The 23,112-nt window shown below is 70.4% G+C and carries 21 protein-coding genes, 1 tRNA gene and 1 pseudogene; 12 read left to right on the top strand and 11 right to left on the bottom strand.

Translation table 11 applies throughout. From position 1 onward, the window contains the following. Positions 1 to 31 precede the first annotated feature (31 nt). The 4 genes from ACIBB8_RS05230 to ACIBB8_RS05215 form a co-directional block, all read right to left on the bottom strand. Positions 32 to 862, bottom strand: a complete 831-nt coding sequence (locus ACIBB8_RS05230) for an MBL fold metallo-hydrolase (protein WP_366133474.1) — start codon at positions 860 to 862, stop codon at positions 32 to 34. After that, entirely contained in the window at positions 859 to 1,773 is a 915-nt protein-coding gene (locus tag ACIBB8_RS05225) for an NUDIX hydrolase (protein WP_398949065.1), read from the bottom strand. The genes ACIBB8_RS05230 and ACIBB8_RS05225 overlap by 4 nt, the downstream gene beginning before the upstream one ends. 171 nt (positions 1,774 to 1,944) lie before the next feature. Then, positions 1,945 to 2,415: a RidA family protein gene (locus tag ACIBB8_RS05220; RefSeq protein WP_366689322.1), complete on the bottom strand. Its 471-nt coding sequence runs from the start codon at positions 2,413 to 2,415 to the stop codon at positions 1,945 to 1,947. Further along, positions 2,415 to 2,573 (bottom strand): DUF4177 domain-containing protein, encoded by a 159-nt coding sequence (locus ACIBB8_RS05215; RefSeq protein ID WP_003967454.1) that lies wholly within the window; start codon positions 2,571 to 2,573, stop codon positions 2,415 to 2,417. The genes ACIBB8_RS05220 and ACIBB8_RS05215 overlap by 1 nt, the downstream gene beginning before the upstream one ends. A 71-nt stretch (positions 2,574 to 2,644) precedes the next feature. Here ACIBB8_RS05215 and ACIBB8_RS05210 point away from each other — a divergent pair, with 71 nt between their 5' ends. Both ACIBB8_RS05210 and ACIBB8_RS05205 read left to right on the top strand, forming a co-directional pair. Beyond that, positions 2,645 to 3,631 (top strand): ArsA family ATPase, encoded by a 987-nt coding sequence (locus tag ACIBB8_RS05210; RefSeq protein ID WP_398949064.1) that lies wholly within the window; start codon positions 2,645 to 2,647, stop codon positions 3,629 to 3,631. Then, on the top strand, positions 3,628 to 4,998 hold the full coding sequence (locus ACIBB8_RS05205; protein WP_398949063.1) for an ArsA family ATPase: 1,371 nt from the start codon (positions 3,628 to 3,630) through the stop codon (positions 4,996 to 4,998). The genes ACIBB8_RS05210 and ACIBB8_RS05205 overlap by 4 nt, the downstream gene beginning before the upstream one ends. 32 nt (positions 4,999 to 5,030) lie before the next feature. On the opposite strand, the gene ACIBB8_RS05200 is transcribed toward ACIBB8_RS05205, so the two are convergent. Beyond that, positions 5,031 to 5,378, bottom strand: a complete 348-nt coding sequence (locus tag ACIBB8_RS05200) for a WhiB family transcriptional regulator (RefSeq protein ID WP_037690812.1) — start codon at positions 5,376 to 5,378, stop codon at positions 5,031 to 5,033. A 408-nt stretch (positions 5,379 to 5,786) separates the two neighbouring features. Here ACIBB8_RS05200 and ACIBB8_RS05195 point away from each other — a divergent pair, with 408 nt between their 5' ends. Further along, positions 5,787 to 8,024 carry a transglycosylase domain-containing protein gene (locus tag ACIBB8_RS05195; protein WP_398949062.1) on the top strand — a complete coding sequence of 746 codons (2,238 nt, stop codon included), beginning with the start codon at positions 5,787 to 5,789 and terminating at the stop codon, positions 8,022 to 8,024. A gap of 230 nt (positions 8,025 to 8,254) precedes the next feature. Here the strand turns inward: ACIBB8_RS05195 and ACIBB8_RS05190 are convergent, their stop codons facing one another. Then, positions 8,255 to 8,719 (bottom strand): GatB/YqeY domain-containing protein, encoded by a 465-nt coding sequence (locus ACIBB8_RS05190; RefSeq protein WP_358857089.1) that lies wholly within the window; start codon positions 8,717 to 8,719, stop codon positions 8,255 to 8,257. A 79-nt stretch (positions 8,720 to 8,798) separates the two neighbouring features. Here ACIBB8_RS05190 and ACIBB8_RS05185 point away from each other — a divergent pair, with 79 nt between their 5' ends. After that, a complete protein-coding gene (locus ACIBB8_RS05185) occupies positions 8,799 to 9,737 on the top strand; it encodes a metallophosphoesterase (protein WP_398949061.1) in 939 nt (312 codons plus the stop codon). Between the two features lie 99 nt (positions 9,738 to 9,836). Further along, positions 9,837 to 9,910: transfer RNA gene (locus ACIBB8_RS05180), tRNA-Pro, on the top strand. A 307-nt stretch (positions 9,911 to 10,217) separates the two neighbouring features. Here the strand turns inward: ACIBB8_RS05180 and ACIBB8_RS05175 are convergent. Then, positions 10,218 to 11,600: an ATP-binding protein gene (locus ACIBB8_RS05175; protein WP_398949059.1), complete on the bottom strand. Its 1,383-nt coding sequence runs from the start codon at positions 11,598 to 11,600 to the stop codon at positions 10,218 to 10,220. Further along, complete coding sequence (locus tag ACIBB8_RS05170; protein WP_398949058.1) at positions 11,597 to 12,268, bottom strand: response regulator transcription factor; 672 nt, start codon at positions 12,266 to 12,268, stop codon at positions 11,597 to 11,599. The genes ACIBB8_RS05175 and ACIBB8_RS05170 overlap by 4 nt, the downstream gene beginning before the upstream one ends. Before the next feature lie 171 nt (positions 12,269 to 12,439). On the opposite strand from ACIBB8_RS05170, the gene ACIBB8_RS05165 reads away from it, so the two are divergent. The 3 genes from ACIBB8_RS05165 to ACIBB8_RS05155 are packed head-to-tail and all read left to right on the top strand — an operon-like array spanning position 12,440 to position 14,792. Then, the gene (locus ACIBB8_RS05165) at positions 12,440 to 13,105 is read left to right on the top strand and encodes a DUF4956 domain-containing protein (protein WP_398949057.1); all 666 of its coding nucleotides are present in this window, start codon (positions 12,440 to 12,442) and stop codon (positions 13,103 to 13,105) included. Further along, positions 13,102 to 13,926, top strand: coding sequence for a polyphosphate polymerase domain-containing protein (locus ACIBB8_RS05160; RefSeq protein WP_398949056.1), 825 nt, complete (start codon positions 13,102 to 13,104; stop codon positions 13,924 to 13,926). Before ACIBB8_RS05165 ends, ACIBB8_RS05160 begins: the two co-directional genes overlap by 4 nt. Next, positions 13,923 to 14,792: a phosphatase PAP2 family protein gene (locus tag ACIBB8_RS05155; protein WP_398949055.1), complete on the top strand. Its 870-nt coding sequence runs from the start codon at positions 13,923 to 13,925 to the stop codon at positions 14,790 to 14,792. The genes ACIBB8_RS05160 and ACIBB8_RS05155 overlap by 4 nt, the downstream gene beginning before the upstream one ends. 251 nt (positions 14,793 to 15,043) lie before the next feature. On the opposite strand, the gene ACIBB8_RS05150 is transcribed toward ACIBB8_RS05155, so the two are convergent. Continuing rightward, on the bottom strand, positions 15,044 to 15,640 hold the full coding sequence (locus tag ACIBB8_RS05150; protein ID WP_398949054.1) for a TetR/AcrR family transcriptional regulator: 597 nt from the start codon (positions 15,638 to 15,640) through the stop codon (positions 15,044 to 15,046). Between the two features lie 237 nt (positions 15,641 to 15,877). On the opposite strand from ACIBB8_RS05150, the gene ACIBB8_RS05145 reads away from it, so the two are divergent. Both ACIBB8_RS05145 and ACIBB8_RS05140 read left to right on the top strand, forming a co-directional pair. Continuing rightward, the gene (locus ACIBB8_RS05145; protein ID WP_398949053.1) at positions 15,878 to 17,482 is read left to right on the top strand and encodes an MDR family MFS transporter; all 1,605 of its coding nucleotides are present in this window, start codon (positions 15,878 to 15,880) and stop codon (positions 17,480 to 17,482) included. Between the two features lie 978 nt (positions 17,483 to 18,460). Continuing rightward, positions 18,461 to 18,577: pseudogene (locus tag ACIBB8_RS05140) on the top strand (lipase); the annotation flags it as partial. A 202-nt stretch (positions 18,578 to 18,779) separates the two neighbouring features. On the opposite strand, the gene ACIBB8_RS05135 reads toward ACIBB8_RS05140, so the two are convergent. Next, positions 18,780 to 19,163 carry a nuclear transport factor 2 family protein gene (locus ACIBB8_RS05135; protein ID WP_398949052.1) on the bottom strand — a complete coding sequence of 128 codons (384 nt, stop codon included), beginning with the start codon at positions 19,161 to 19,163 and terminating at the stop codon, positions 18,780 to 18,782. Positions 19,164 to 19,203: 40 nt separating this feature from the next. Continuing rightward, positions 19,204 to 20,040: a class I SAM-dependent methyltransferase gene (locus ACIBB8_RS05130; protein WP_398949051.1), complete on the bottom strand. Its 837-nt coding sequence runs from the start codon at positions 20,038 to 20,040 to the stop codon at positions 19,204 to 19,206. Between the two features lie 70 nt (positions 20,041 to 20,110). Here ACIBB8_RS05130 and ACIBB8_RS05125 point away from each other — a divergent pair, with 70 nt between their 5' ends. Both ACIBB8_RS05125 and ACIBB8_RS05120 read left to right on the top strand, forming a co-directional pair. Continuing rightward, positions 20,111 to 21,979 (top strand): S9 family peptidase, encoded by a 1,869-nt coding sequence (locus ACIBB8_RS05125; protein WP_398949050.1) that lies wholly within the window; start codon positions 20,111 to 20,113, stop codon positions 21,977 to 21,979. 195 nt (positions 21,980 to 22,174) lie between these two features. Next, on the top strand, positions 22,175 to 22,984 hold the full coding sequence (locus ACIBB8_RS05120; protein WP_398949049.1) for an SURF1 family protein: 810 nt from the start codon (positions 22,175 to 22,177) through the stop codon (positions 22,982 to 22,984). Positions 22,985 to 23,112: the final 128 nt, after the last annotated feature.

Raw genomic sequence — 23,112 nt, 5'->3', positions numbered from 1 at the left:
CTGATAGCAGCGCCGCGGCCGTCACAGCGGCTCAGATCAGCCCGTGCTCGCCCAGGTACTCCAGCTGCGCCCGCACCGACAGCTCCGCCGCGGGCCACAGCGACCGGTCCACGTCCGCGTACACGTACGCGACCACCTCCGTGGCCGAGCGGTGCCCGGCCTCCACCGCCGTCTCCACCTGGGCGAGCCGGTGCGCGCGGTGGGCGAGATAGAACTCGACCGCGCCCTGTGCGTCGTCCAGGACCGGACCGTGCCCTGGCAGCACCGTGTGCACCCCGTCGTCGACCGCCAGCGAGCGCAGCCGCCGCAGCGAGTCGAGGTAGTCACCGAGCCGCCCGTCGGGGTGCGCGACGAGCGTGGTGCCGCGGCCGAGGATCGTGTCGCCGGTCAGCACCGCCCGGTCGGCGGGCAGATGGAAGGAGAGCGAGTCGGAGGTGTGCCCGGGGGTCGGGACCACCCGCAGTTCGAGCCCTCCGGTGGTGATCACATCGCCCGTCGTCAGCCCCTCCTCGCCGAGCCGCAGCGCCGGGTCCAGCGCCCGCACCGCTGTACGGGTCAGCTCGGCGAAGCGCGCCGCGCCCTCCGCATGGTCGGGGTGGCCGTGGGTGAGGAGCGTGAGGCCGATCCGCCGGCCGGCGCGCTCGGCGGTGTCGATGACGGCCTGCAGATGGCTGTCGTCCAGCGGGCCCGGGTCGATGACGACCGCAAGGTCGGAGTCGGGCTCGGCGACGATCCAGGTGTTGGTGCCGTCGAGCGTCATCGCCGAGGCGTTGGGGGCGAGGACGTTGACCGTACGGGCGGTCGCGGGGCCGGAGAGGACCCCGCCGCGCGGCTGCCCGGGCAGCGCTGCTGCGTCGCTCATGCGGAACCATCTCCGGTCGGGATGTGCTTGGTGAATTCGTCGTGCCCCGGCCAGCTCAGCACCAGTTCGCCGTCCTCCAGCCGGGCCTGTGCGAGTACCGGGGTGAGGTCCTGGGAGGACGCGGCCTTCAGCGCCTCGGCCGCGGTGCCGTACGGGCGCAGCTGACGCAGCGTCGACACGGTCGGCGGCATCATGAGCAGCTCGCCCCGGTCGTATCCGTCGGTGGCCTCCGCCGGGGAGATCCATAGCGCGAGGTCGGCCTCGGTGGAGGCGGAGGGGGCGCTTCCCATGCCTTCAGGGCCGTGGGAGAGGGTGCGCTGCCCCTCGGGGAGCGCGGCGACGAAGAACCAGGTGTCGTAGCGCCGGGGTTCGAACTCGGGCGTGATCCAGCGCGCCCACGCCCCGAGCAGATCGGAGCGGAGTACGAGCCCGCGCCGGTCCAGGAATTCGGCGAAGGACAGCTCGCGGGCGACGAGGGCCTCGCGGTCCGCCTCCCAGTCGGCGCCCGTGGTGTCGCTGACGACGGTGTCGGCGGTCGGCCCGGCAAGGAGGACACCCGACTCCTCGTACGTCTCACGGACCGCCGCACAGACGATGGCCTGCGCCTCGGCGACCGTACCGACGCCGAGCCGCTCGGCCCAGAGCTCCAGCGCGGGTCCGGCCCAGCCGACGAGGCGGTCGTCGTCGCGCGGGTCGACGCCGCCACCCGGATAGGCGTACGCGCCTCCGGCAAAAGCCATGGAGGTGCGGCGGCGCAGCATGTGGACGGTGGGCCCGCCCTCGGTGCCAGAGGGGTCCCGGAGCAGCATCACGGTGGCGGCGCGCCGGGGGGTCGCGGCCGTGAGCTCGCCTGCGGCGAGTGCCCGGACCCGGTCGGGCCATTCCGGTGGGTACCACTGACCATTGGACATGGCCGGAGGCTATCCGGAACCGCGACGATGTTCGAGAGGCGGCAAGGGGCGCACGGGACGAGACACGCGTCACGCACGGACCCGGGGGTGTGAAACGCGTGATCCCGCCCGGTCGCACGGACCGGACGGGATCATGGATCACGGAGGTACCCGCCTCACTGCGGCAGTGGCTCAGGCCCCGTCCAGCTCGACCTGCACCTCGACCTCGACCGGCGCGTCCAGCGGCAGCACGGCGACGCCCACGGCGCTGCGCGCATGCACGCCCTTGTCGCCGAGCACTGCGCCGAGCAGCTCGCTCGCACCGTTGATCACGGCGGGCTGCCCGGTGAAGTCGGAGGCCGAGGCGACGAAGCCCACGACCTTCACGACCCGCTTGATCCGGTCCAGGTCGCCCGCGACCGACTTCACGGCGGCCAGCGCGTTGAGCGCGCAGGTCCTGGCCAGCTCCTTGGCCTCGTCCGGCGTGACCTCCGCACCGACCTTGCCGGTGACCGGAAGCTTGCCCTCCACCATGGGCAGCTGGCCCGATGTGTACACGTACACACCGGACTGGACGGCCGGCTGATACGAGGCGAGCGGCGGTACGACGTCCGGCAGCGTCAGCCCGAGTTCGGCGAGCTTCGCCTCGACGGCGCCCGCCACTACGCCTTCTCCCGCTTCAGGTAGGCCACGAGCTGCTCGGGGTTGTTCGGGCCGGGAACGACCTGGACCAGCTCCCAGCCGTCCTCGCCCCAGGTGTCCAGAATCTGCTTCGTCGCGTGCACGAGGAGCGGCACGGTCGCGTATTCCCACTTGGTCATAGGCCGACTGTAATGCCTGGCACGTACGGGCTCGTGCGTAGCCCGGGGCCGTACTGGTTAGGCTCGAATACGTGAGCAGGTTCCAGGTCGTCAGCGGCAAGGGCGGTACCGGTAAGACCACGGTCGCCGCCGCCCTCGCGCTCGCCCTCGCGACCGAGGGCAAGCGCACCCTTCTCGTCGAGGTCGAGGGCAGGCAGGGCATCGCCCAGCTCTTCGAGGCGGATTCCCTTCCGTACGAGGAGCGCAAGATCGCCGTCGCGCCGGGCGGCGGCGAGGTGTTCGCCCTCGCGATCGATGCGGAGCGCGCACTCCTCGACTACCTCCAGATGTTCTACAAGCTCGGCAGCGCGGGCCGGGCGCTCAAGAAGCTCGGTGCGATCGACTTCGCCACGACGATCGCACCCGGTGTACGGGACGTGCTGTTGACGGGCAAGGCCTGCGAAGCCGTACGCCGCAAGGACAAGCAGGGCCGGTACAGCTACGACTACGTGATCATGGATGCGCCGCCCACCGGCCGCATCACGCGCTTCCTCAATGTGAACGACGAGGTGGCGGGGCTGGCCCGGATCGGCCCGATACACAATCAGGCGCAGGCCGTGATGCGGGTGCTGAAGTCCCCGGAGACCGCGGTCCACCTGGTGACGCTGCTGGAGGAGATGCCGGTCCAGGAGACCGCGGACGGCGTCGCGGAGCTGCGGGCGGCCGAACTGCCGGTGGGCAAGGTCATCGTGAACATGGTGCGGCCGCATCTGCTGGACGAGGACGCGCTGCGTACCGCCTCCGGGGGCCGCCGCAAGGAGATCGCCAAGGCGCTCACCCGGGCGGGCGTGACCGGGTCGGCGGCGCTGGTACGTCCGCTGATCGAGCAGGCCTCCGAGCATGCCCAGCGGGTCGAGCTGGAGCGCGAGCAGCGCGCGGCCCTCGCGGATCTGGAGCTGCCGACCAACGAACTGCCGCTGATCGGCGAAGGCGTGGACCTGCCCGGCCTGTACGACCTGGCGGTCGAACTCCGCAAGCAGGGCGTGGGCGAAGAGGCGGGCCAAGGGGTGGGTGCATGAGAGCAGGTACGGAACCGGGCACCGATGCGCGTACGGACGCCGGTACAGGCACAGCCACGGCCACCGCGCCCGCGCTGGACACCGACGCGCTGCTCGACGATCCGGACATCCGGATCATCGTGTGCTGCGGCTCGGGCGGCGTCGGCAAGACCACGACCGCGGCGGCACTGGGTGTACGGGCCGCCGAGCGCGGCCGGAAGGTCGTCGTCCTCACCATCGACCCGGCCCGCAGGCTCGCCCAGTCCATGGGCATTCTCTCCCTGGACAACGTCCCGCGTCGGGTGCCGGGCATCGAGAGCGCGGGTGAGGGCGGTGGTGAACTGCACGCCATGATGCTCGACATGAAGCGGACCTTCGACGAGATCGTCGAGGCGCACGCGGAGGGCGAACGGGCGCGCGCGATCCTGGAGAACCCCTTCTACCAGTCCCTGTCGGCCGGTTTCGCGGGCACGCAGGAGTACATGGCGATGGAGAAGCTGGGGCAGCTGCGGGCGCGCAACGAGTGGGACCTGATCGTCGTCGACACCCCGCCGTCGCGTTCCGCGCTGGATTTCCTGGACGCGCCCAAGCGGCTCGGCTCGTTCCTGGACGGGAAGTTCATCAAGCTGCTGATGGCTCCGGCGAAGATGGGCGGCCGGGCCGGAATGAAGTTCCTCAACGTCGGCATGTCGATGATGACCGGGACGCTCGGCAAGCTGCTGGGTGGCCAGTTTCTGCGCGACGTACAGACGTTCGTCGCGGCGATGGACACCATGTTCGGTGGTTTCCGGACCCGGGCGGATGCCACGTACAAACTGCTGCAGGCGCCCGGCACGGCGTTCGTCGTCGTCGCGACCCCGGAGCGGGACGCACTGCGCGAGGCCGCCTACTTCGTGGAACGGCTGGCCGCGGAGGACATGCCCCTGGCCGGTCTGGTCCTCAACCGGGTCCACGGCAGTGACGCCGCCCGGCTCTCCGCCGAGCGTGCCCTGGCAGCCGCAGAAAATCTTGACGACATCGGCATTGTGGATCAGTCGACCGGGAAGGCTGGACTTCGTGACCCGGCCGACTCGGCAGTCACCTCCCCCGAAGACCCCGAGTCGCCGCCCTCCCCCGCCCGTTCCGAGCACACCCAGGATGCTGACACCGAACCAGAGGCTGATGCCGTCTCCGTCGAGCAGCTGACCGCAGGCCTGCTGCGGCTGCACGCTGAACGCATGCAGGTGGTCGCGCGCGAACAGCGCACCCGCGACCGCTTCATCGCGCTGCACCCCGAGGTCGCCGTGACCGAAGTCGCGGCGCTGCCCGGAGATGTGCACGACCTCGCAGGACTGCGGGCCGTCGGGGACCGGCTCGCGACCGATTCCGCTCCGGCCGGAGCTGCGTAACTCACCCGGACGGCCGGGTGGCCCCCGGCGGCCTACCCCACGGCGGCGTACGTCTCGTGCAGTTCGTCGTCCAGACCGATGGCCACCGGCAGGATGCCCGTGGACCGCTCATACTCACTGCGAGCGGTCTCCAGCAGCCGGCGCCAGGACGTGACGGTGGGTCGCCTGCGCAGCAGCGCGCGACGCTCCCGTTCCGTCATTCCGCCCCACACGCCGAACTCGACGCGATTGTCCAGCGCATCGGCCAGGCACTCGGTCCGCACCGGGCAACCGGTACACACCGCCTTGGCCCTGTTCTGCGCTGCCCCTTGTACGAACAGTTCATCCGGATCGGTAGTGCGGCAGGCTGCCTGCGCACTCCAGTCGGTTACCCAGCCCATCCCGGCGCCGTCCTCTCCCGAATCGAGGCTCCCCCACGGCGGTAGCGGCATATTCACCGCTGCCAGTTGAGGACGTTACGGAAGGTGGCGACAGCACAACACCCCCTTCGGGCCCAATCTTGAATGGCCCGAACGGACTATGCGTACGCGGCAGATCACCCGGGGGAGTGAGGCGAGGACATACAAGAATATCCCCGCAAAATAGGGACAATTGATCCGAGTCGCAACGGACGTTCAATGACACATGGGGCGAATTCGGGGGCGCCCGAGGTGCTGGCCGAACCGTGGTTGGGTCACGGCCGAATGCTGCATGGGGGTTGATACGGAACCGGACGGCTGTGACAGTTGGGAGCAGCTTAGGCCAACGCATATACGCGTGTCCGGCGAATGAGAACGTAGGCTGCCTCCATGCCAAAGAACCGCTCGGGCGGGGGTCTCACCGCGACCCAGCAGGCCGCCAAGTTCCTCGGTGTCGCCGCACTCTCCGGAGTCGTGCTCGCAGGCATCGCGCTGCCGGCCGCCGGAGGTCTGGGGCTCGCCGCGAAGGGGACGGTCGAGGGATTCGACGAGATCCCGGCCAACCTCAAGACTCCGCCGCTGAGCCAGCGCACCAAGATCCTGGACAGCAAGGGCGACATGCTTGCGACGGTCTATTCGCGTGACCGCACCGTCGTTCCGCTGAAGGACATCTCCCCGTACATGCAGAAGGCGATCATCGCGATCGAGGATGCCCGCTTCTACCAGCACGGGGCGGTCGACCTCAAGGGCATCCTGCGCGCGATGAACCGTAACGTGCAGGCGGGCGGGACCGCGCAGGGCGCGTCGACCCTCACCCAGCAGTACGTGAAGAACGTCTTCGTCGAGGAGGCGGGCGACGACCCGGACAAGGTCGCGCAGGCCACCCAGCAGACGATGGGCCGCAAGATCCAGGAGCTGAAGTACGCGATCCAGGTCGAGGAAGAGCTCGGCAAGAAGAAGATCCTGGAGAACTACCTCAACATCACGTTCTTCGGCCAGCAGGCGTACGGCGTCGAGGCGGCCTCCCAGCGCTACTTCTCCAAGTCGGCGAAGGACCTGAAGCTGGAGGAGGCCGCCCTGCTGGCCGGCATCGTCCAGTCGCCGAGCCGCTACGACCCGGTCAACGACGCGGAGGAGGCGACCAAGCGTCGCAACACCGTGCTCCAGCGGATGGCGGATGTCGGGGACATCACTCGCACGGCGGCGAAGAAGGCCCAGGCGACGCCGATCAAGCTGAGGGTCAGCAAGCCGAAGAACGGCTGCATCACGGCCGTCAACGGGGCCTCCTTCTTCTGTGACTACGTCCGCAAGGTCTTCCTCACCGACCCGGTCTTCGGCAAGACGAAGGAGGAGCGGGCCAAGGTCTGGAACCAGGGCGGACTCACGGTCCGCACGACGCTTGACCCGCAGGCGCAGGCGGGCGTGCAGGACTCGATCAGGAGTCACGTCTACAAGACGGACAAGGTCGCCACCGCCGTGACGCTGGTCCAGCCCGGCACCGGCAAGATCATGGGCATGGGCCAGTCCAAGCCGTACGGTTTCGGGCCGAACGAGACCCAGTACAACTACTCGGTCAACAAGGACATGGGCGGCTCGAACTTCGGCTTCCCGACCGGGTCGACGTTCAAGCCGTTCCTCGCCGCGGCGGCCATAGAGGGTGGCATGCCTGCGACGCAGATGTACTCGTCGCCGTACGAGATGGACTACCCGGACACGGTTCAGACCTGCGGAAAGCCGTGGGTCAACACCAGTGTGCCGAAGGACCACCTGGAGAACGAGAGCGAGTCCGAGGAAGGGCCGTACGCCCTGAAGGAAGCGATGGCGAAGTCGGTCAACACCTACTTCGTCCAGATGCTCCAGGACATCGGCATGTGCCCGGTCACCCAGATGACCGACAAGCTCGGTGTGGTGCAGGGCGACGGCACCAAGCTGCCGCAGAGACCGGCCACACTGACCCTCGGCTCCAACGGCCTCTCGCCGCTCACGATGGCCAGCGCGTACGCCGCCTTCGCCAACCGGGGCACGTACTGCACGCCGATCGCCATCGAGGCGGTCACGACGGCGAACGGCAAGTCGCTCCCGGTACCGAAGACCACCTGCTCGCAGGCGATGTCGCAGACGACGGCCGACACCGTCAGCACCCTGCTGCGCGGTGTGATCGACTCCGGTACCGGTCAGCAGGCCGGCCTGCAGAACCGCGACAACGCGGGCAAGACGGGTACGACCGACCGCCGTTTGAACGCCTGGTTCGTCGGCTACACGCCGAACATGTCCGGCGCGGTCTGGGTCGGCAGCCCGTCCCAGAGCGTCGAGATGGAGGGCGTCACCATCGGTGGCGTGTACCAGGACAAGGTGTACGGCGGTCAGGTCCCCGGACCGATCTGGCGCGACGCCATGACGAACGCCCTCAACGGAATGCCCGCCCCGTCGTTCAACACCGTCAACATCCCGGACCCGCCGGACAACACGGACGAGGGCCCGGGCTGGGGACGGGGACACGGACGGGGACGTGACAAGGGACGGAACAGGGGCGACGGCAACAACCCGTTCCCCGGCATCCCGCCGGACAACACCGACGGGAACTACGGACCCCAGCAACCGGGTCCCGACGGCACAAAGGGTCCCTGACCGGCCGCTCGGTCCATGAACGAGGAGGTGGGGGGGGGGGGGGGGGGGGGGGGGGGGCGGCCCCCCCCCCCCCCCCCGGGCGCGGCCGCCCCCCCCCCCCGGCGCCGCCCCCCCCCGCCCCCCCCCCCCCCCCCCCGCCCCCCCCGCCCGCGCCCCCGCCCCCGGTCGGGGGGGGGGGGCCCCCCCCCCCCCCCCCCCCCCCCCCCCACCTCCTCGTGTGTACGGTCCGCTCAGCCCGCGAGGAGCTTCTTCACCGCGGCGGCCACCCGGCCGCCGTCCGCGCGCCCCGCGACCTTCGGGTTCACGATCTTCATGACGGCACCCATCGCCCGCGGCCCCTCGGCGCCGGCGGCCTTCGCCTCGTCGACCGCCGACGCGACGATTGCACCCAGCTCGTCGTCACTGAGCTGCTTCGGCAGGTACGCGTCGAGCAGCTCGCCCTCCGCCTTCTCGCGCTCGGCCTGCTCCGTCCGGCCGCCCTGGGCGAAGGCCTCTGCGGCCTCGCGGCGCTTCTTCGCCTCCTTGGCGATGACCTTCTGCACCTCGTCGTCGGAGAGCTCACGCGACGTCTTGCCGCTGACCTCCTCCTTGGTGATCGCGGTGAGGGTCAGCCGGAGCGTCGACGAGGTCAGCTCGTCGCGCGCCTTCATGGCCGCAGTGAGGTCTTCCTTGAGCTTGGACTTGAGCGTGGTCATGTGCTGATTGTGGCAGGTGCGGGGTGGCCACCGCCCTCCGGTTTTCCTCTCGCCGCATCGTGTCTGCGACGATGGGCACATGCGCGCACGCTACGGAGTACCCCTGAAAGTCACGGCAGTCGGCGCAGCGGTCGGCGCCGCCGGGCTCGTTTACGCGGCAGGTTTCGAAGCCCGCTCGTTCCGGCTCCGACGGGTCACCGTCCCCGTACTCCCGTACGGGGCACGCCCGTTGCGCGTGCTGCAGGTCTCCGACATCCACATGGTGAGCGGCCAGCGCAAGAAGCGCGGCTGGCTGCAGTCGCTGGCCGGCCTGCGCCCGGACTTCGTCGTCAACACCGGCGACAATCTCTCCGACCCGGAGGCCGTACCGGAGCTGCTGGACGCGCTCGGTCCGCTGATGGAGATCCCGGGTGTGTATGTCTTCGGCTCCAACGACTACTACGGGCCCAAGCTCCGTAACCCGGCCCGCTACCTCTTCGAGAAGGTCCAGGGCAAGCACGGCCTCAACGGCAACGCCCCCGCGGTCGGTGTCGTCCACAACCCGTGGGAGCCGATGCGCGACGCATTCGACGAGGCGGGCTGGCTGAACCTGAGCAACACCCGGGGCCGTCTCAAGCTGGACGGCCTGGAGCTCGCCTTCACCGGTCTGGACGACCCGCACATCAAGCGCGACAGGTACGCGGAGGTCTCGGGCGGCCCCGAGACGGGCGCCGACCTGTCCATCGGCGTGGTCCACGCCCCGTACCTGCGCAGCCTCGACGCCTTCACCGCCGACGGCTACCCGCTGATCCTGGCGGGCCACACCCATGGCGGCCAGCTCTGCATCCCCTTCTACGGGGCTCTGGTCACCAACTGCGACCTGGACACGGACCGGGTCAAGGGGCTCTCCAGCCACACGGTCGGCGACCGGCGCGCCTACCTCCACGTCTCCGCAGGCTGCGGTACCAACCGCTACACCCCGGTCCGCTTCGCCTGCCCGCCAGAGGCGACCCTGCTGACGCTGACGCCCCGCGACTGAAAAACCGGGGGCGCCCCGCCCACCGGGGCAAAAACCGGATTTCGTCTCCGGGCGCGGGTGGGCTAAAGTAATCGATGTCGCCGGGAGACCGGCGGCGATCGGGGTGTAGCGCAGCTTGGCAGCGCGCTTCGTTCGGGACGAAGAGGTCGTGGGTTCAAATCCCGCCACCCCGACAGAGAAATACCAGGTCAGGCCCGATGCTGAGAGATCAGCATCGGGCCTGACCTGCTGTGCGGCTCGGTTTTGAGGCCACTTGGGAGCCGGCTTCGAGGTCCGGCTCCCGGCGGGTAGCGATCCACCTTCGAACGCGCCGCGCGCCGCGCGCACCTTGGAAGATGCGCCCGCTACGAGTTGTGCCGACGCGACCACAGACGGTACGACGATCGTCATGCACCCGCGGGTACGCGGCCCTCGCCATCCTGCTCGTGATCAGCCCCGTACGCCGCCGCTGCGGAGGCGGGTGACACCGGCTCGGCGGGCTCAGCAGGCGATGTCGAGGGTGACGGTCGCGCCTGATGCGGTGTTCTCGGCCTGGGCGGTGCCGTCGTGCGAGGCGGCGACCGCCGCGACCAGAGCCAGACCGAGTCCGGTGCCGGGGGTGGTGCGGCTGGTCTCGGCCCGGGAGAAGCGGTCGAAGGCACGTGGAAGGAAGTCGGGCGGGAAGCCGGGGCCTTCGTCGGTGACCGTCAGCCGCAGACGCCCGCCGTGGGTCTCGGCGCGCAGCCGGATCGCACCGGCGCCGTGGCGCAGGGCGTTGTCCAGCAGGGTGCCGATGGCCGGTTCGAGCCAGCGCGGGTCGACCCGCACCGTGGCGTCGCCGTGCTCAACAGTGAGGGTGCGTTCCTCGCGTGCGGCGGCTGTCCGGTAGCGGCCGCAGGCGCCGTCGAGGAGGCGGCCGAGGCCGATGGCGCTGCGCTGCACGCCTTCACCGCTGTCGAGCTGTTCCAGATCGAGGAGAGCGTTGGCCAGGCTGACCAGGCGACCGACCTCGGTGTCGACGGAACGCAGCGTGTCGGTCAGCTCCTCGGCGTTGCGTGGCCGGTGCAGCGCCACGTCGAGTTCAGCCCGCATCAGGGTGAGCGGCGTGCGCAGCTCGTGGCTGGCGTCCGCGATGAACTGGTGCTCGCGAGCGGCGGAGGCGTCCAACCGGTCGAGCATGCGGTTGAGGGTGTGGCCGAGCCGGGTGATCTCGTCGTCACGGTCCGTGGGCACCTCCAGGCGCAGGTCCTGGGTCCCGCCCGTGCTGTCGGCGAGAGCGGCGGCGCCACTGCGGTAGCGCTCGACGGGGCGCAGCGCGGCGCGGGCGGTGCGGTAGCCGACGTACGAGGCGGCCAGCAGCGTCAGCCCGGATGCCAGGGCCAGCTGGGCCAGGAGCTCGCGCAGCGCCTCGTCACGATGGCCCCGCCGGACCGCGGCGACCACGATGCGTGGCTGCCCGCCGACGGTGACCCGCCTGGCCTGCAGCCGCAGCGTGTCCGAGGTGATGGGCAGCAGGGAGCCGACATCGCGGCGGACGGTGGCACCGTCCGCGACGGCGGCGCGTTCCGCGGGCGTGAGCAACTGCTGACCGCGCAGGGCGCCGCTGGAGTGCAGCACCCGGCCCTCGGCGTCGAGGACCTGATGGAGACTGCCATCGGGGCCGGGCGGCAGTACGTCACCGGCGCGCACGGCCCGGTCCAGACTCTGCTGGTACGTGGCCAGGTCCCCGTCCAGTTGACGGTCCAGGGCGGTTTCGACGCGCCAGTAGACCAGGCCCGCGGTGCCCGCCAGAACGAGGGACATGGTGACGGCGACGGCCAGCACCAGCCGTGCGACCACCGGCAGGCGCCGCAACCGCGCCGACAGCCGACCGGGCCGTGTCACGGGGCGGTCTCCAGGCGGTAACCCCGGCCGCGCAGCGTCGTGATCGTGGTGCGGTCGAAGGCCCGGTCGACTTTGGCGCGCACCTTGGAGACGTGGACGTCTATGGCGTTGCTGCGCAGATCGGTCTCGCCGTCCCAGACCTCGTCGAGGAGCTGCAGCCGCGACACGACCCGGCCCGCGTTTTCCATCAGCACGTGCAGCACGGCGAACTCCCGGCGCGGCAGGTCGAGTTCGCAGTCGCCCCGCCAGGCCCGCTGCTGCTCCGGATCCAGCACGAGGTCGCCGACCCGGAGGCGTCCCGACGGGTCGGGGCGGCGCCGGGAGATCGCGCGCAGCCGGGCGAGCAGCTCTTCCATGGCGAAAGGTTTGACGACGTAGTCGTCGGCCCCGGCGTCGAGGCCGGCGACCCGCTCAGTGACGGCGCCGCGTGCGGTGAGCAGGATCACCGGGACGTCGACGCCCTCGCCGCGCAGGGTGCGGCACACCTCGAGCCCGTCCATCCCGGGGAGCATCACGTCCAGGACCACCGCGTCCAGCCGGGGATCGCGGGCGGCGGCCAGCCCGGAGGACCCGTCGTAGCGGCCCTCGGCACTGTGCCCGGACTCGCCGAGGTAGCGGACGACCAGATCGGTCAGGCGGATCTCGTCGTCGACGACCAGGTAGTGCATGACGGCCAGGCTAACCGGAACCGCGGATGCCCCGGCCGCGAGGACCCGACCCGGTCGGCCGAGAAGGCTTCATGGTCTGTTCATGCATCGTCCCTAGCGTTCTTCACGTCGCAGCGCATCGCGGACCGGGGCCGGTCCGCCTCCTGGTGCGCCGCGGGGGAAGGAACTGCCATGCACACAGCGATATCGGTGCTCGCCGCGAAGGCCATCACCGACCACATCGCCCCCGGGGACCTGATCACGCGCGGCGGCCTCGACGTCGTCGCCCTGCTGATCCTGGTCGGCTGGCTCTACCGGCGCCGCCCCAGCGCACCGGAGATGCCGCTCGTGCTGACCGCGCTGAACATCGGCCTGTTCGCCGCGATGGGCGCGATCGGTGGGGGCAAGTTCCCGGCCGGGGTCGGCTTCGGCCTGTTCGGCATCCTCTCCCTGGTCCGGCTGCGCAGCGCGGCGTTCACCCTACGCGATGTCGCCTACACCTTCGCAGCCCTGGTCATCGCTCTCGTCACCGGGCTGCCGCAGCGCCAGAGCTGGCTCGTCCTCGCCCTGAACGTCCTCGTGCTCGTGGCCGTGCTGGTCGTCGACGACCCCAGGACGTACAACCCGACCCGGGTCGTCAAGGTCACCCTCGACCGGATCTACCCCGACCCCGGTCTCATCGCCCAGGACGTAGCGTTCCGCTTCGGCCAGTCTCCCCTGTCCGTCGTGGTCGACGAGGTCGACTACGTACGCGAGACCACCCGGGTCTCCGCCCGCTACCCCACCCAGCCGGACGAACCACCGGCCGTCACGGAGGCCGGCCTTCCCACCGCGCGCGAGGGCGCGGCAGCGTCATGACGGACGTGGCCTCCCTCTCCACCGCGCTCGGACTCCCGGGATTGCGCGGCGCGACGCTCACCGAGGTCGACGCGGCAGCCGCTCTCCAACACCGCACCGACCGCAAGTACCTGCTCCCGCTCGAGGCCGCACGCCTCTTCGTCGACCGGCTCGCCGACAGCCACCGGGTCCTCGACCTCGCCGGACGGCGCACGACCAGCTACCTCAGCACGTACTTCGACACCCCGCAGCTCGGCGCCTGGCGCGCCCACATCCAGCGGCGACGCCACCGCTGGAAGGTCCGCACGCGCCTGTACGCGGAGGACGGACTGTGCCGGGCGGAGGTGAAGACCAAGGACGGCCGCGGCGCCACGGTCAAGCACGCGCTCACGATCCCGGCCCCCGCGTACGGCCAACTCGACGCAATGGCCGCGGAGTTCGTCGACGACGTTTTGCGGCAGGCCGGGATCCCCGTCCGGGCCGCCGCCCTGTCCCCCGCCGCCGAGATCCGCTACGTCCGCGCCGCCCTCGCCGACCTCCACCACGGCACCCGCGTCACCCTCGACGGCATCCTCACCTGCCACCGCGGCGACCGCACCGCCGGCCTCGACCCCGGTCACGTCCTCGTCGAGACCAAGGGCGGCCTACGGGCCGCACCTGCCGACCGGCTGCTGCTGCGCCTCGGCGCCCGGCCCGTCTCCCTCAGCAAGTACATCGTCGGCCAGTCCCTGCTCACCCCCGGCCTGCCCGACAACGACGTACGCCACCTCGCCCGCACCCACTTCCGGACCGACGGGCAACCGGTGACGGCACCGCACCTCGAAAGGATCCACGCCGCATGAACGTCCTGCGCAGCATCAAGTGGCCGTACGCCGTCATCGCGATCGTCGCCGTCGCGGCCGCCGCCGTCGGCCTGCTGCGACCGCAGATGATCGGGGCAACAGCCTCCGCGTTCACCTCCGCCACGCACAAGAAGCCCGGAGCGACCGCCCTCATCAAGCAGAACCCGCCGCCGGCCCTCTTCACCGACACGGAAATCGCCCCGCTCGGCAAGCAGGTCGCGGCCCAGCGCACCAAGGCCGACAAGCTCTTCGCCCAGTGGAAGGCACAACACGGCACCACCCGCGACGACAAGGCGTTCGCCGCCTGGGCCGCCCAGCAGATCCCCGCGCCGCCCTCCGCGCAGACCCGTACCGCCGAACTCCACCAGGTCCAGCAACTCGCCAAGACCCGTACCGCCGCCGGGAAGAAGGCCGCCACCTGGCTGGAGATCTACGGCAAGAAGGACATCTGGAAGCTCTACCTCCACGACCAGCGCGAACTGATCCCCGCCGCCCAGGGCACCGCGGAGAAGGCACAGCTCAAGGACGCCCTGAAGATGGCCAAGACCATCAGCGACCAGCTGGCCGCCAAGGACAAGCAGCCCGCGCCGTTCGTCCTGGACCCCTCCCTGCGCCCCGACAAGCACCTCAAGGCCGGCGCCAAGGGCCCCTACTCCTATCCCTCCCGGCACGCCGCACGCTCCGCCGCCGCGGTCACCGTGCTCAGCGCCCTCGCGCCGCACCGCACCACGGACTACGAGTGGATGCAGGACGAAGTCGTCTACTCCCGCGTCTACATGGCCGGTCACGTCCCCAGCGACATCCTCGCCGGAACCCTGCTCGGAGACCTCATCGGCGACTACGAGCTGGCGGCCGGCGCACGCTGACACCACGCCCCCTGGGCCGTGGCGGGGGTGACCTGTCCGCGTCGTAACAGGTCAGAGGGCCGGTACCGAGTTCGGTACCGGCCCTCTGACCTGGAGTCGCAACCTCCCGGAGGCCACCCTTTCCCCGGACAGCGGCTCGTCAGGCCACGCTGTCTGCCGCATCGGCGAGCAGGCCGCGGCCACCAGCCGGCCCGCTACGGAAGCTTCAGCACGGCACAACCGTTCCTGGGCAGTGAGCAGTTCCTCGACCGCTACCAGCCGCCGGCCCGGGGAGCGGTCCCGGTCTGCGGGACGAGCAGGTGGGCGATGTCGCGGGCGGTCGCGGCGATCTTCTCGTCGGACACCTCCAGGCCATGCGAGGCCAGCAGCACGATGTTGACGCTCAACAGCGCGGCTCGCATGCGGAGTTCCTCCTCAACCGAGGCATCCGGCCCGGCCAGAATTTTGAACAGTTCGCCGAGCCGCTCGAACGCGTTCTCCCGGCCGGGGTGGAGGTCGCGCACGACATGCTGGTTGGCGAGCGCGAAACGCATGGCGGACAGGCCACCACCGGTGACCAGGTCGATCATGCGGTCTACGGCGCGGACGCGCAGCTCGGGACCGGGCGGCTGCTCCCTGGCCCAGGCGACCATGTCGTCGAGTGCGTCCAGGTGCTCGGTGAACTGCGAGCGGACAATGTCTTCCTTGCTGCTGAAGTGGTAGTAGAGCGCGGCCTTGGTAATGCCAAGGCGTTCGGCGATCTCCCGCAGCGAGGTCGCTTCGTAGCCCTGCTCGGTGAACAACTCGATGGCCACCTTGCGGATTTCGGCCTTCGTGTCGTCGCCCCGCCGCCGCCCCGCCATCGCCATCCGTTCCCTTCCATGGTTCTCCCCGGGGCTCCCCGGTACTCCTGTACGCCGGATCGCCTGACTCGATCGTCGTCGGAGGACCCTTGGTTGCCAACTTACCGGTCGGCAAGTAATCTACTAGCCGGCCGGTAAGTAAGGTACCCGAGTACGACCGGCCGCCCTCTCCCTGTCCGAAATTCGTTCGTCCGGCTCCCCTCGGACCCGGGCGGCCCGTTCCATTGCTGAAAGGCATTCGCCGTGACGCAGACAGCACCGGCGTCGGCAGACGCCGAGACTCATCCGCGACGTTTCACCCACCGCGAGATCATGGTGACGATGAGCGGCCTGGTCATCGCCATGCTGCTGGCCATGCTGGACAACATGATCGTGGCGCCCGCGCTGCCCACGATCGTGGGCGACCTCGGCGGCCTCAACCACCTGGCCTGGGTAACCACTGGCTACATCCTCGCCTCCACCGCCGCCACCCCGATCTGGGGCAAGCTCGGCGACCTGCTGGGCCGCCGCATCACCTTCGTCTCCTCCATCGCGATATTCCTGCTCGGCTCCGCGCTGTGCGGAATGTCGCAGAACATGGGCGAGCTGATCGGCTTCCGCGCGCTGCAGGGCCTGGGTGCGGGTGGCCTGATGGTGGGCGTCATGGCGGTGCTCGCCGACATCGTGCCGCCGCGCGACCGCGGCAAGTACCAGGGCGTGATGATGGCGGTCATGCCGGTCGCCATGATCGGCGGCCCGCTGGCGGGCGGTTTCATCACCGACCACCTCAACTGGCGCTGGGCGTTCTACGTCAACCTGCCACTGGGCATCGTCGCCCTGCTGGTGTGCTGGTTCGTCCTCGCCAAGCTGCCCCGCAGGAGCGCCGGGCAGGTGCGCATCGACTGGACCGGCGCCGCGCTGCTGACCGTGTGGATCACCACCCTTGTCCTGATCACCAGCTGGGGCGGCACCGAATACGACTGGGCGTCGCCCATGATCATCGGCCTGGCCGTGGTCACCGTGGTGGCGTTCGCCGCGTTCGTCCTCGTCGAGCGGCGCGTGGCCGAGCCGATCATGCCGCTGTCCGTCTTCAACGACCGCAACTTCAACCTCGCCGGTGCGCTCAGCCTCGTCGTCGGCTTCGCCATGTTCGGCGGGGTGACGCTGCTGCCGCAGTTCCAGCAGTACGTGCAGGGGTCCTCGGCCACCAACAGCGGTCTGCTGCTGATGCCGATGATGATCGCCTCGATGGTGCTCTCGCTCGCCGGCGGCGCCGTGATCAGCAAGAGCGGCCGGTACCGCGCCCTGCCGATCGCGGGCAGCGTCCTGATAACGGTCGGCCTGGCCCTGTTCGCCACCATGGACACCGGCACCTCGCGCTCCATGACAGGCATCTACATGGTGGTCCTGGGCGCCGGCATGGGCTGCATGATGCAGACCACCATGCTCATCGCGCAGAACAGCGCGCCGCTCAAGGACATTGGCGCCGCCACCGGCGCGGCCACCTTCCTGCGCAACATGGGCGGCTCCCTCGGCGTCTCCGTACTCGGCGCCCTCTACACCAGCACGCTGACCGATTCCTTCACCTCCGCGGACGGCGCCGCCGGTGCCGGAGCCGCGAACGCTGGTGGCGCAGTGGCGCAGATGACTCCCGAGGCGCTGCGCAACCTGCCCGAGGCCGTGCAGCACGCCTTCGCCCAGGCCGTCAGCGACGGCGTCGGCACCGCCTTCGCCTGGGGTGCGGGCGTCGCCGTCATCGGCATCGTGCTCGCCCTGTTCATCCGGCACGTGCCGCTGCGGGGCTTCGGCAGTGCGGCGGGCGCGGACAAGGCTCCGGCCGACGTCACCGCCGCCGAGCACGCCCAGTGACCCGTGGGGGCGGGCCGCACCGCTCTTCCGAGTCCCGGGCGCCGGACTCACAGACCAACTGCGCTGCATCACCGCCGCGTTGACCGTGCAGGGTGTGCCTGCCGCCCTGGCGGACGCCGAAGGCGGCGTGGCGGAACTATGAGCCGCAGGGCTGGCCGTCGGGCTGGAGTTGCTGGCAGCCACCCACTCACCGCGCCCCGAAGATCGGCCGGGTCTCCAGGGATCCGCTCGGGAGCCGAACTGCTCCCCGAGCCCAGGCGAAACCACCTGAAACTCACCGCCACCAACACCCTGACCTGCGCAAATCTCACGCATGCGGCTGCCGTTCCACTCTCGAATCTCATTCGGGACGAAGACGCCGTGGGTTCACATCCCGCCACCTCGACAGCTGAAAAACCAGGTCAGGGGCCTGATCCACTCAGTGGATCAGGCCCCTGAGTGGCTTCCGGAGATCGTTTGGGAGAAATGCGAGAGAAGATCTTGGTCGGACTCGCACGGTCGGACCGTCCGCGCAGGTGGCAATCCGGTATCTCGCGACGGGCCGCCCTCCTGGTCCTCAGCCCGCCCGTCCGGAATGCGTGCTTCGTACTCACATGCGAATCTGAAAGTGGCCCCTCGTCCGAGACCGGCTACAGGAGGCGTGATCGTGAGCAAGAAGCAGAGCCGACAGAATCGCGGTGCCCGCACAGGTGGTCACGAACGCAGCGCGTCCGCGGAGACGAAGGAGCAGAGGCAGGCGCATCTTCCGGATGCACCTGGGCCGGTGCGCGCGATATCGGAGCAGGTCTCCCACCGGAAGCAGCGCAGGTTCGGGCACAACTGATCTTCGCCGGCCGGCCGCGACCGACGCGCTGTGGTGGGACCCCGCGTGGGGGCCACCACAGAGTGCGTCTGTGTGTCGGCCTGAATCCGCGCAACCACTGGGCGCCATCGGTAGCGGTGCCCCGCAGGTGTTCGACTGATGCCGCGGCCAGCTCGCTGCGCTCCGGTGACGGCTGGCTCAACAGTGTGACGCCGCCGGTCTACAACTCGTACCACCCCAAGGCCACGGGGCAGTCGGGCGGCTACCTGCCCGCCTTCCGCTCGGTCGCATGACGGGCAACGAGTAACGCGTTCGTACGGCACGAAAGGTGGCGGTCCGCCGGGAATTCTCCGGTGGGCCGCCACACGTACGCCGTCCCGCTCAGCGCGGCCCGCAGCGCCCGGCCGGGGCAGGGCGAGGGCCGTCGCCGCGGCAAGTACGGCGGTGGCGGCGGCCGGCCCCACCCCTGTGGAGGCCGCCCCCGGAAGCCGCGCCTCAGTAACGCTCGGCGAGGTGCTCCCGCCCTGCCGGCGGCTCGTACGGCTCCGGCCAGAAGTCCGTGATCTCCACGATCCGGCCCTGGTCGTCCCCCGTGAAGAAGTGGATGGCGGGCATCTCTTCCAGACCTACAGTGAACAGCGTCCGTACGGCCACCTGTTCGCCTGCCCGGTCGGCCACGATCCGTTCAACACGGACATGCCAGTCCCGGGGATACTCCCGGTTGAACCGGAGATACCGCTCCTTGCCGCGGATGCGCTCGCGGGTCTGCGGCAGGTCGTAGAGCACCTCCTCGGCAAGCGTCGTCGCGAAGGTGTTCCAGTCACGTGTCTCGGCCGCGGTCCAGTACGTCTCCACCGTGGCACGCAGATCGGCAGTCATGGTTCGAGTCTGAACCCCACCACTGACAACCGGCCTTCGCTCAACCCGCAGCCGGCTTCGACGCCTTGATCGAGTACATCAGTGGAATGCGGGGCCGGTCCGGCGAGAAGCGGTGGAACCCGTCGGCGTGCCGCTCCAGTGCCGCGAACCGCTGGACGAGCGAGGCGTCGTGCTCGTGCAGGAACTCGATCCGCAGTCCGGCGGCGGCCAGCGCCGACACCACGTCACCGACGGGGTGCTGCCACTCGACGCTCCGGTTGTGGACGGTCGGCGCGTCGAGGTCCGCGTACGTACCCGGTGTCTCGTCGACCCATGCGTCGCGGCTGAAGTAGTCGTACGTGATCGTCGAGCCGGTCGCGTCGTCGAGGCAGTCGGTCAGCGGATGGAACTCCGCGAGATAGAGGAATCCGCCGGGCGCGACGAGCGCGGCGGCGATCTCGGCCCAGCGGCGGGTGTCCGGCAGCCAGTTCAGCGCACCGACGCCGGTGTAGACGATGTCGTACGAGGAGTCGGGGACGGCCTCCGCCGCGTCATGTACATCGGCGGCGACGAACGCCGCCCGGTCCGGGGTGAACCCCAGTTCGCGGGCCAGCCCACGGGCGGTCTCGACGGCAGGCCCGGAGAAGTCGAGCCCGACGACGTGCGCGGCGCCGTGCCGGGCCCAGGAGAGCGTGTCGAGCCCGATGTGGCACTGCAGATGCAGCAGCGACTTTCCCGTCACGTCCCCGACCTCCGCGAGCTCGAACGCACGCAACGCGTCCTTGCCCGCCCGGAAACCGTCGAGGTCGTAGTAGTCGCTCGCCGTATGGATCGCCACGCGCTCATCCCAGCGCGCGCGGTTCGCCTCGCGCCAGTCGTCCGGGGTCGGGGAGTACATGCCGGTGAGGTTATCCACAGACTGAGGACGATGGATACGGATTTTCCGGGCCCGACGCAGAATGGAGGGCATGACTGAGATCACTGGCTCGACGACCGACTCCGCTCCGGCGCGGGCGAACGGCTCCGTTCCGGCACCGACGACCGATTCCGTTCCGGTGTGGGAGCAGCGCTTCCGGGCGCCCCGCGTGTCGTTGCCCGACTGGGCGGAGGACGCTCCGGACCGTGCGCTGTTCGTCTCCAACGCGACGGGGACGTACGAGCTGTACGCATGGGACCGGGCGAGCGGGGATCAGCGGCAGGTCACCGACCGGCCGAACGGGACGACGGACGGGGTGCTGACCCCGGACGGCGAGGCGATCTGGTGGTTCGACGACACCGACGGGGACGAGTTCGGGGTGTGGATGCGCCAGCCGTTCCACGGCGGTGGCGATGAAGGGACGGCGGACGTGCCCGCGGCTCCCGGTCTCGCCCCCTCCTACCCGGCGGGGCTCGCGATCGGGCGGGACGGGACGGCGGTGATCGGCCGATCCACCGACGAGGACGGGACGACGATCCATGTCGTACGGCCGGGGTCCGCGCCCGTCGAGATCTACCGGCACCGCGAGTCGGCGGGCGTCGGGGACCTGTCGCACGACGGGACGCTGATCGCCCTGGAGCACACCGAGCACGGCGACGCGATGCACTCGGCGCTCCGCGTGGTGCGGCCGGACGGAACGACGGTCGCCGAGCTCGACGACACCAAGGGGGGCACGGAGGAGCTGGGGCTGACCGTGCTGGGCTTCGCGCCGGTGGCCGGAGACACCCGGTTGCTGATCGGGCATCAGCGGCGGGGACGCTGGGAGCCGATGATCTGGGATCCGGTGGCGGGGACGGAGACGGACCTCCCGATCGATCTGCCCGGCGACGTGGGTGCCGAGTGGTATCCGGACGGCTCCGCGCTGCTGATCGTCCACGGCTTCGAGGCCCGCAGTGACCTGTGGCGGTTCGAGCCGGGCACCGATACCGCTCCGGTACGGGTGGAGACGCCGGCCGGATCGGTGTCAGGTGCCACGGCCCGGCCGGACGGCACGGTGGAGTATCTGTGGTCGTCGGCCGCGCAGCCGCCCGTCGTGCGGTCCACGACGGGCGCGGTGGTGCTCGATCCGCCGGGCGCGAAGGCTCCGGGGTCGGTTCCGGTGGAGGACGTGTGGGTGGACGGTCCGGGCGGCCGGATCCACGCGCTCGTGCAGCGGCCCGCCGCCCCGGCGGAGGGACCGTTCCCGACCGTCTTCGAGATCCACGGCGGCCCCACCTGGCACGACAGTGACGAGTTCGCGTCCGGGCCCGCCGCCTGGGTGGACCACGGCTACGCGGTGGTCCGGGTCAACTACCGCGGCTCCACGGGCTACGGGCGGGCGTGGACGGACGCGCTCAAGCACCGGGTCGGCCTGATCGAACTGGAGGACATCGCGGCGGTGCGGCAGTGGGCGGTGAAGTCCGGGCTCGCCGATCCGGAGAAGCTGGTGCTGGCCGGGGGCTCGTGGGGCGGCTATCTGACCCTGCTCGGCCTTGGTACGCAGCCGGACGACTGGACGCTGGGCCTGGCTGCGGTCCCGGTCGGCGACTACGTCACGGCGTACCACGACGAGATGGAGGCCCTGAAGGCGATGGACCGCACGCTGTTGGGCGGCACGCCGGAGGAAGTGCCCGAGCGGTTCGAGGCGTCGTCCCCGCTGACGTACGTCGACGCCGTGAAGGCACCGGTCTACATCTCGGCGGGAGTCAACGACCCACGCTGCCCGATCCGCCAGGTCGAGAACTATGTGGACCGCCTGAAGGACCGGGGCGCCCCGCACGAGGTGTACCGGTACGACGCGGGGCACGGCTCGCTCGTCGTCGAGGAGCGGATCAAGCAGGTACGGCTGGAACTCGACTTCGCCCGACGGCACCTCGGGTAGTCGGCGTCCTGGCCCGCGCCGTGGCCGGCGACGGCGCGGGCCCGTGCCAGGCCCTGGTGGCGCCCGGGCCACGCGGGGGCCCACGCCACGCTCCGGCGCGGCGTCCCGGGTGACCGGCGTCCTGGCCCGGGCGGGGTGGCGGTGCTTGCGGCCCCCCGGTCCGGGATGCGGGATCGGAGACCGTACCGTGGAGGGGTGTACCGGTTCCTGCTGACCCCGCGATGGTGGGGGATCAACCTCTTCGCCGTCCTGGCCATCCCGTTCTGCGTCTTCATGGGCACCTGGCAGCTCGGGCGCTTCGAGGACCGCGTGCAGACACACGAAAAGGCCCAGGAGCAGCCCGCCCCGGGCAGCAGGGCCGCCGAACCGCTCGACGATCTCCTGCCGGTCGACAAGGTGACGTCCGGGCGTCCCGCCACCGCGACCGGCCGGTACGCCGACCAGTTCCTGGTGCCCGGCCGGGTACTCGACGACAAGAGCGGCTTCTACGTCCTGAACCTGCTGCGCACCGACGGCGGCAAGGCGCTTCCGGTGGTGCGCGGCTGGCTGCCCGGCAAGGCCGGGCAGACCCCGGTTCCCGCAGCTCCGACCGGTGAAGTCACCGTGACCGGCGACCTCCAGGCGTCCGAGAACGCGGGGACTCCGGGCGTCGACACGGCGGGTGGACTCCCGGACGGCCAGCTCGGCATGATCAGCGCCGCGTCGCTGGTCAACCTCGTCCCGTACGACGTGTACGACGCATGGGTGACGCTCCAGGACACCGACAGCAAGAGCACCGACGCCCAGAACAGCGGGGCCGCTGCTCTACGCCCCGTACCCGCCGTCGCGCCGCAGGGCAGTGGGCTCGACCTGAAGGCGTTCCAGAACCTCGGCTACACCGGCGAGTGGTTCGTCTTCGCCGCCTTCGTGCTCTTCATGTGGTTCCGGCTGGTCCGGCGTGAGGCGGAGGCCGCGCGGGACGTGCGGCTCGGCCTCACGGACGACGCGGACACGGACAGCGCCTGAGAGCCTGTCGGGCGACCTCTGACCGGGCGGCCCGACAGGCTCTGAGGCACATACGTGAGGGGGGGGGGGGGGGGGGGGGGGGGGGGGCCGGGCGCCCCCCCCCCCCCCCGCGGGGGGGGGGGGGGCCG

The organism is Streptomyces sp. NPDC051286, assembly GCF_044455345.1.
Classification (GTDB): Bacteria; Actinomycetota; Actinomycetes; order Streptomycetales; family Streptomycetaceae; genus Streptomyces.
This window is presented reverse-complemented; position numbering and strand designations above follow the sequence as displayed.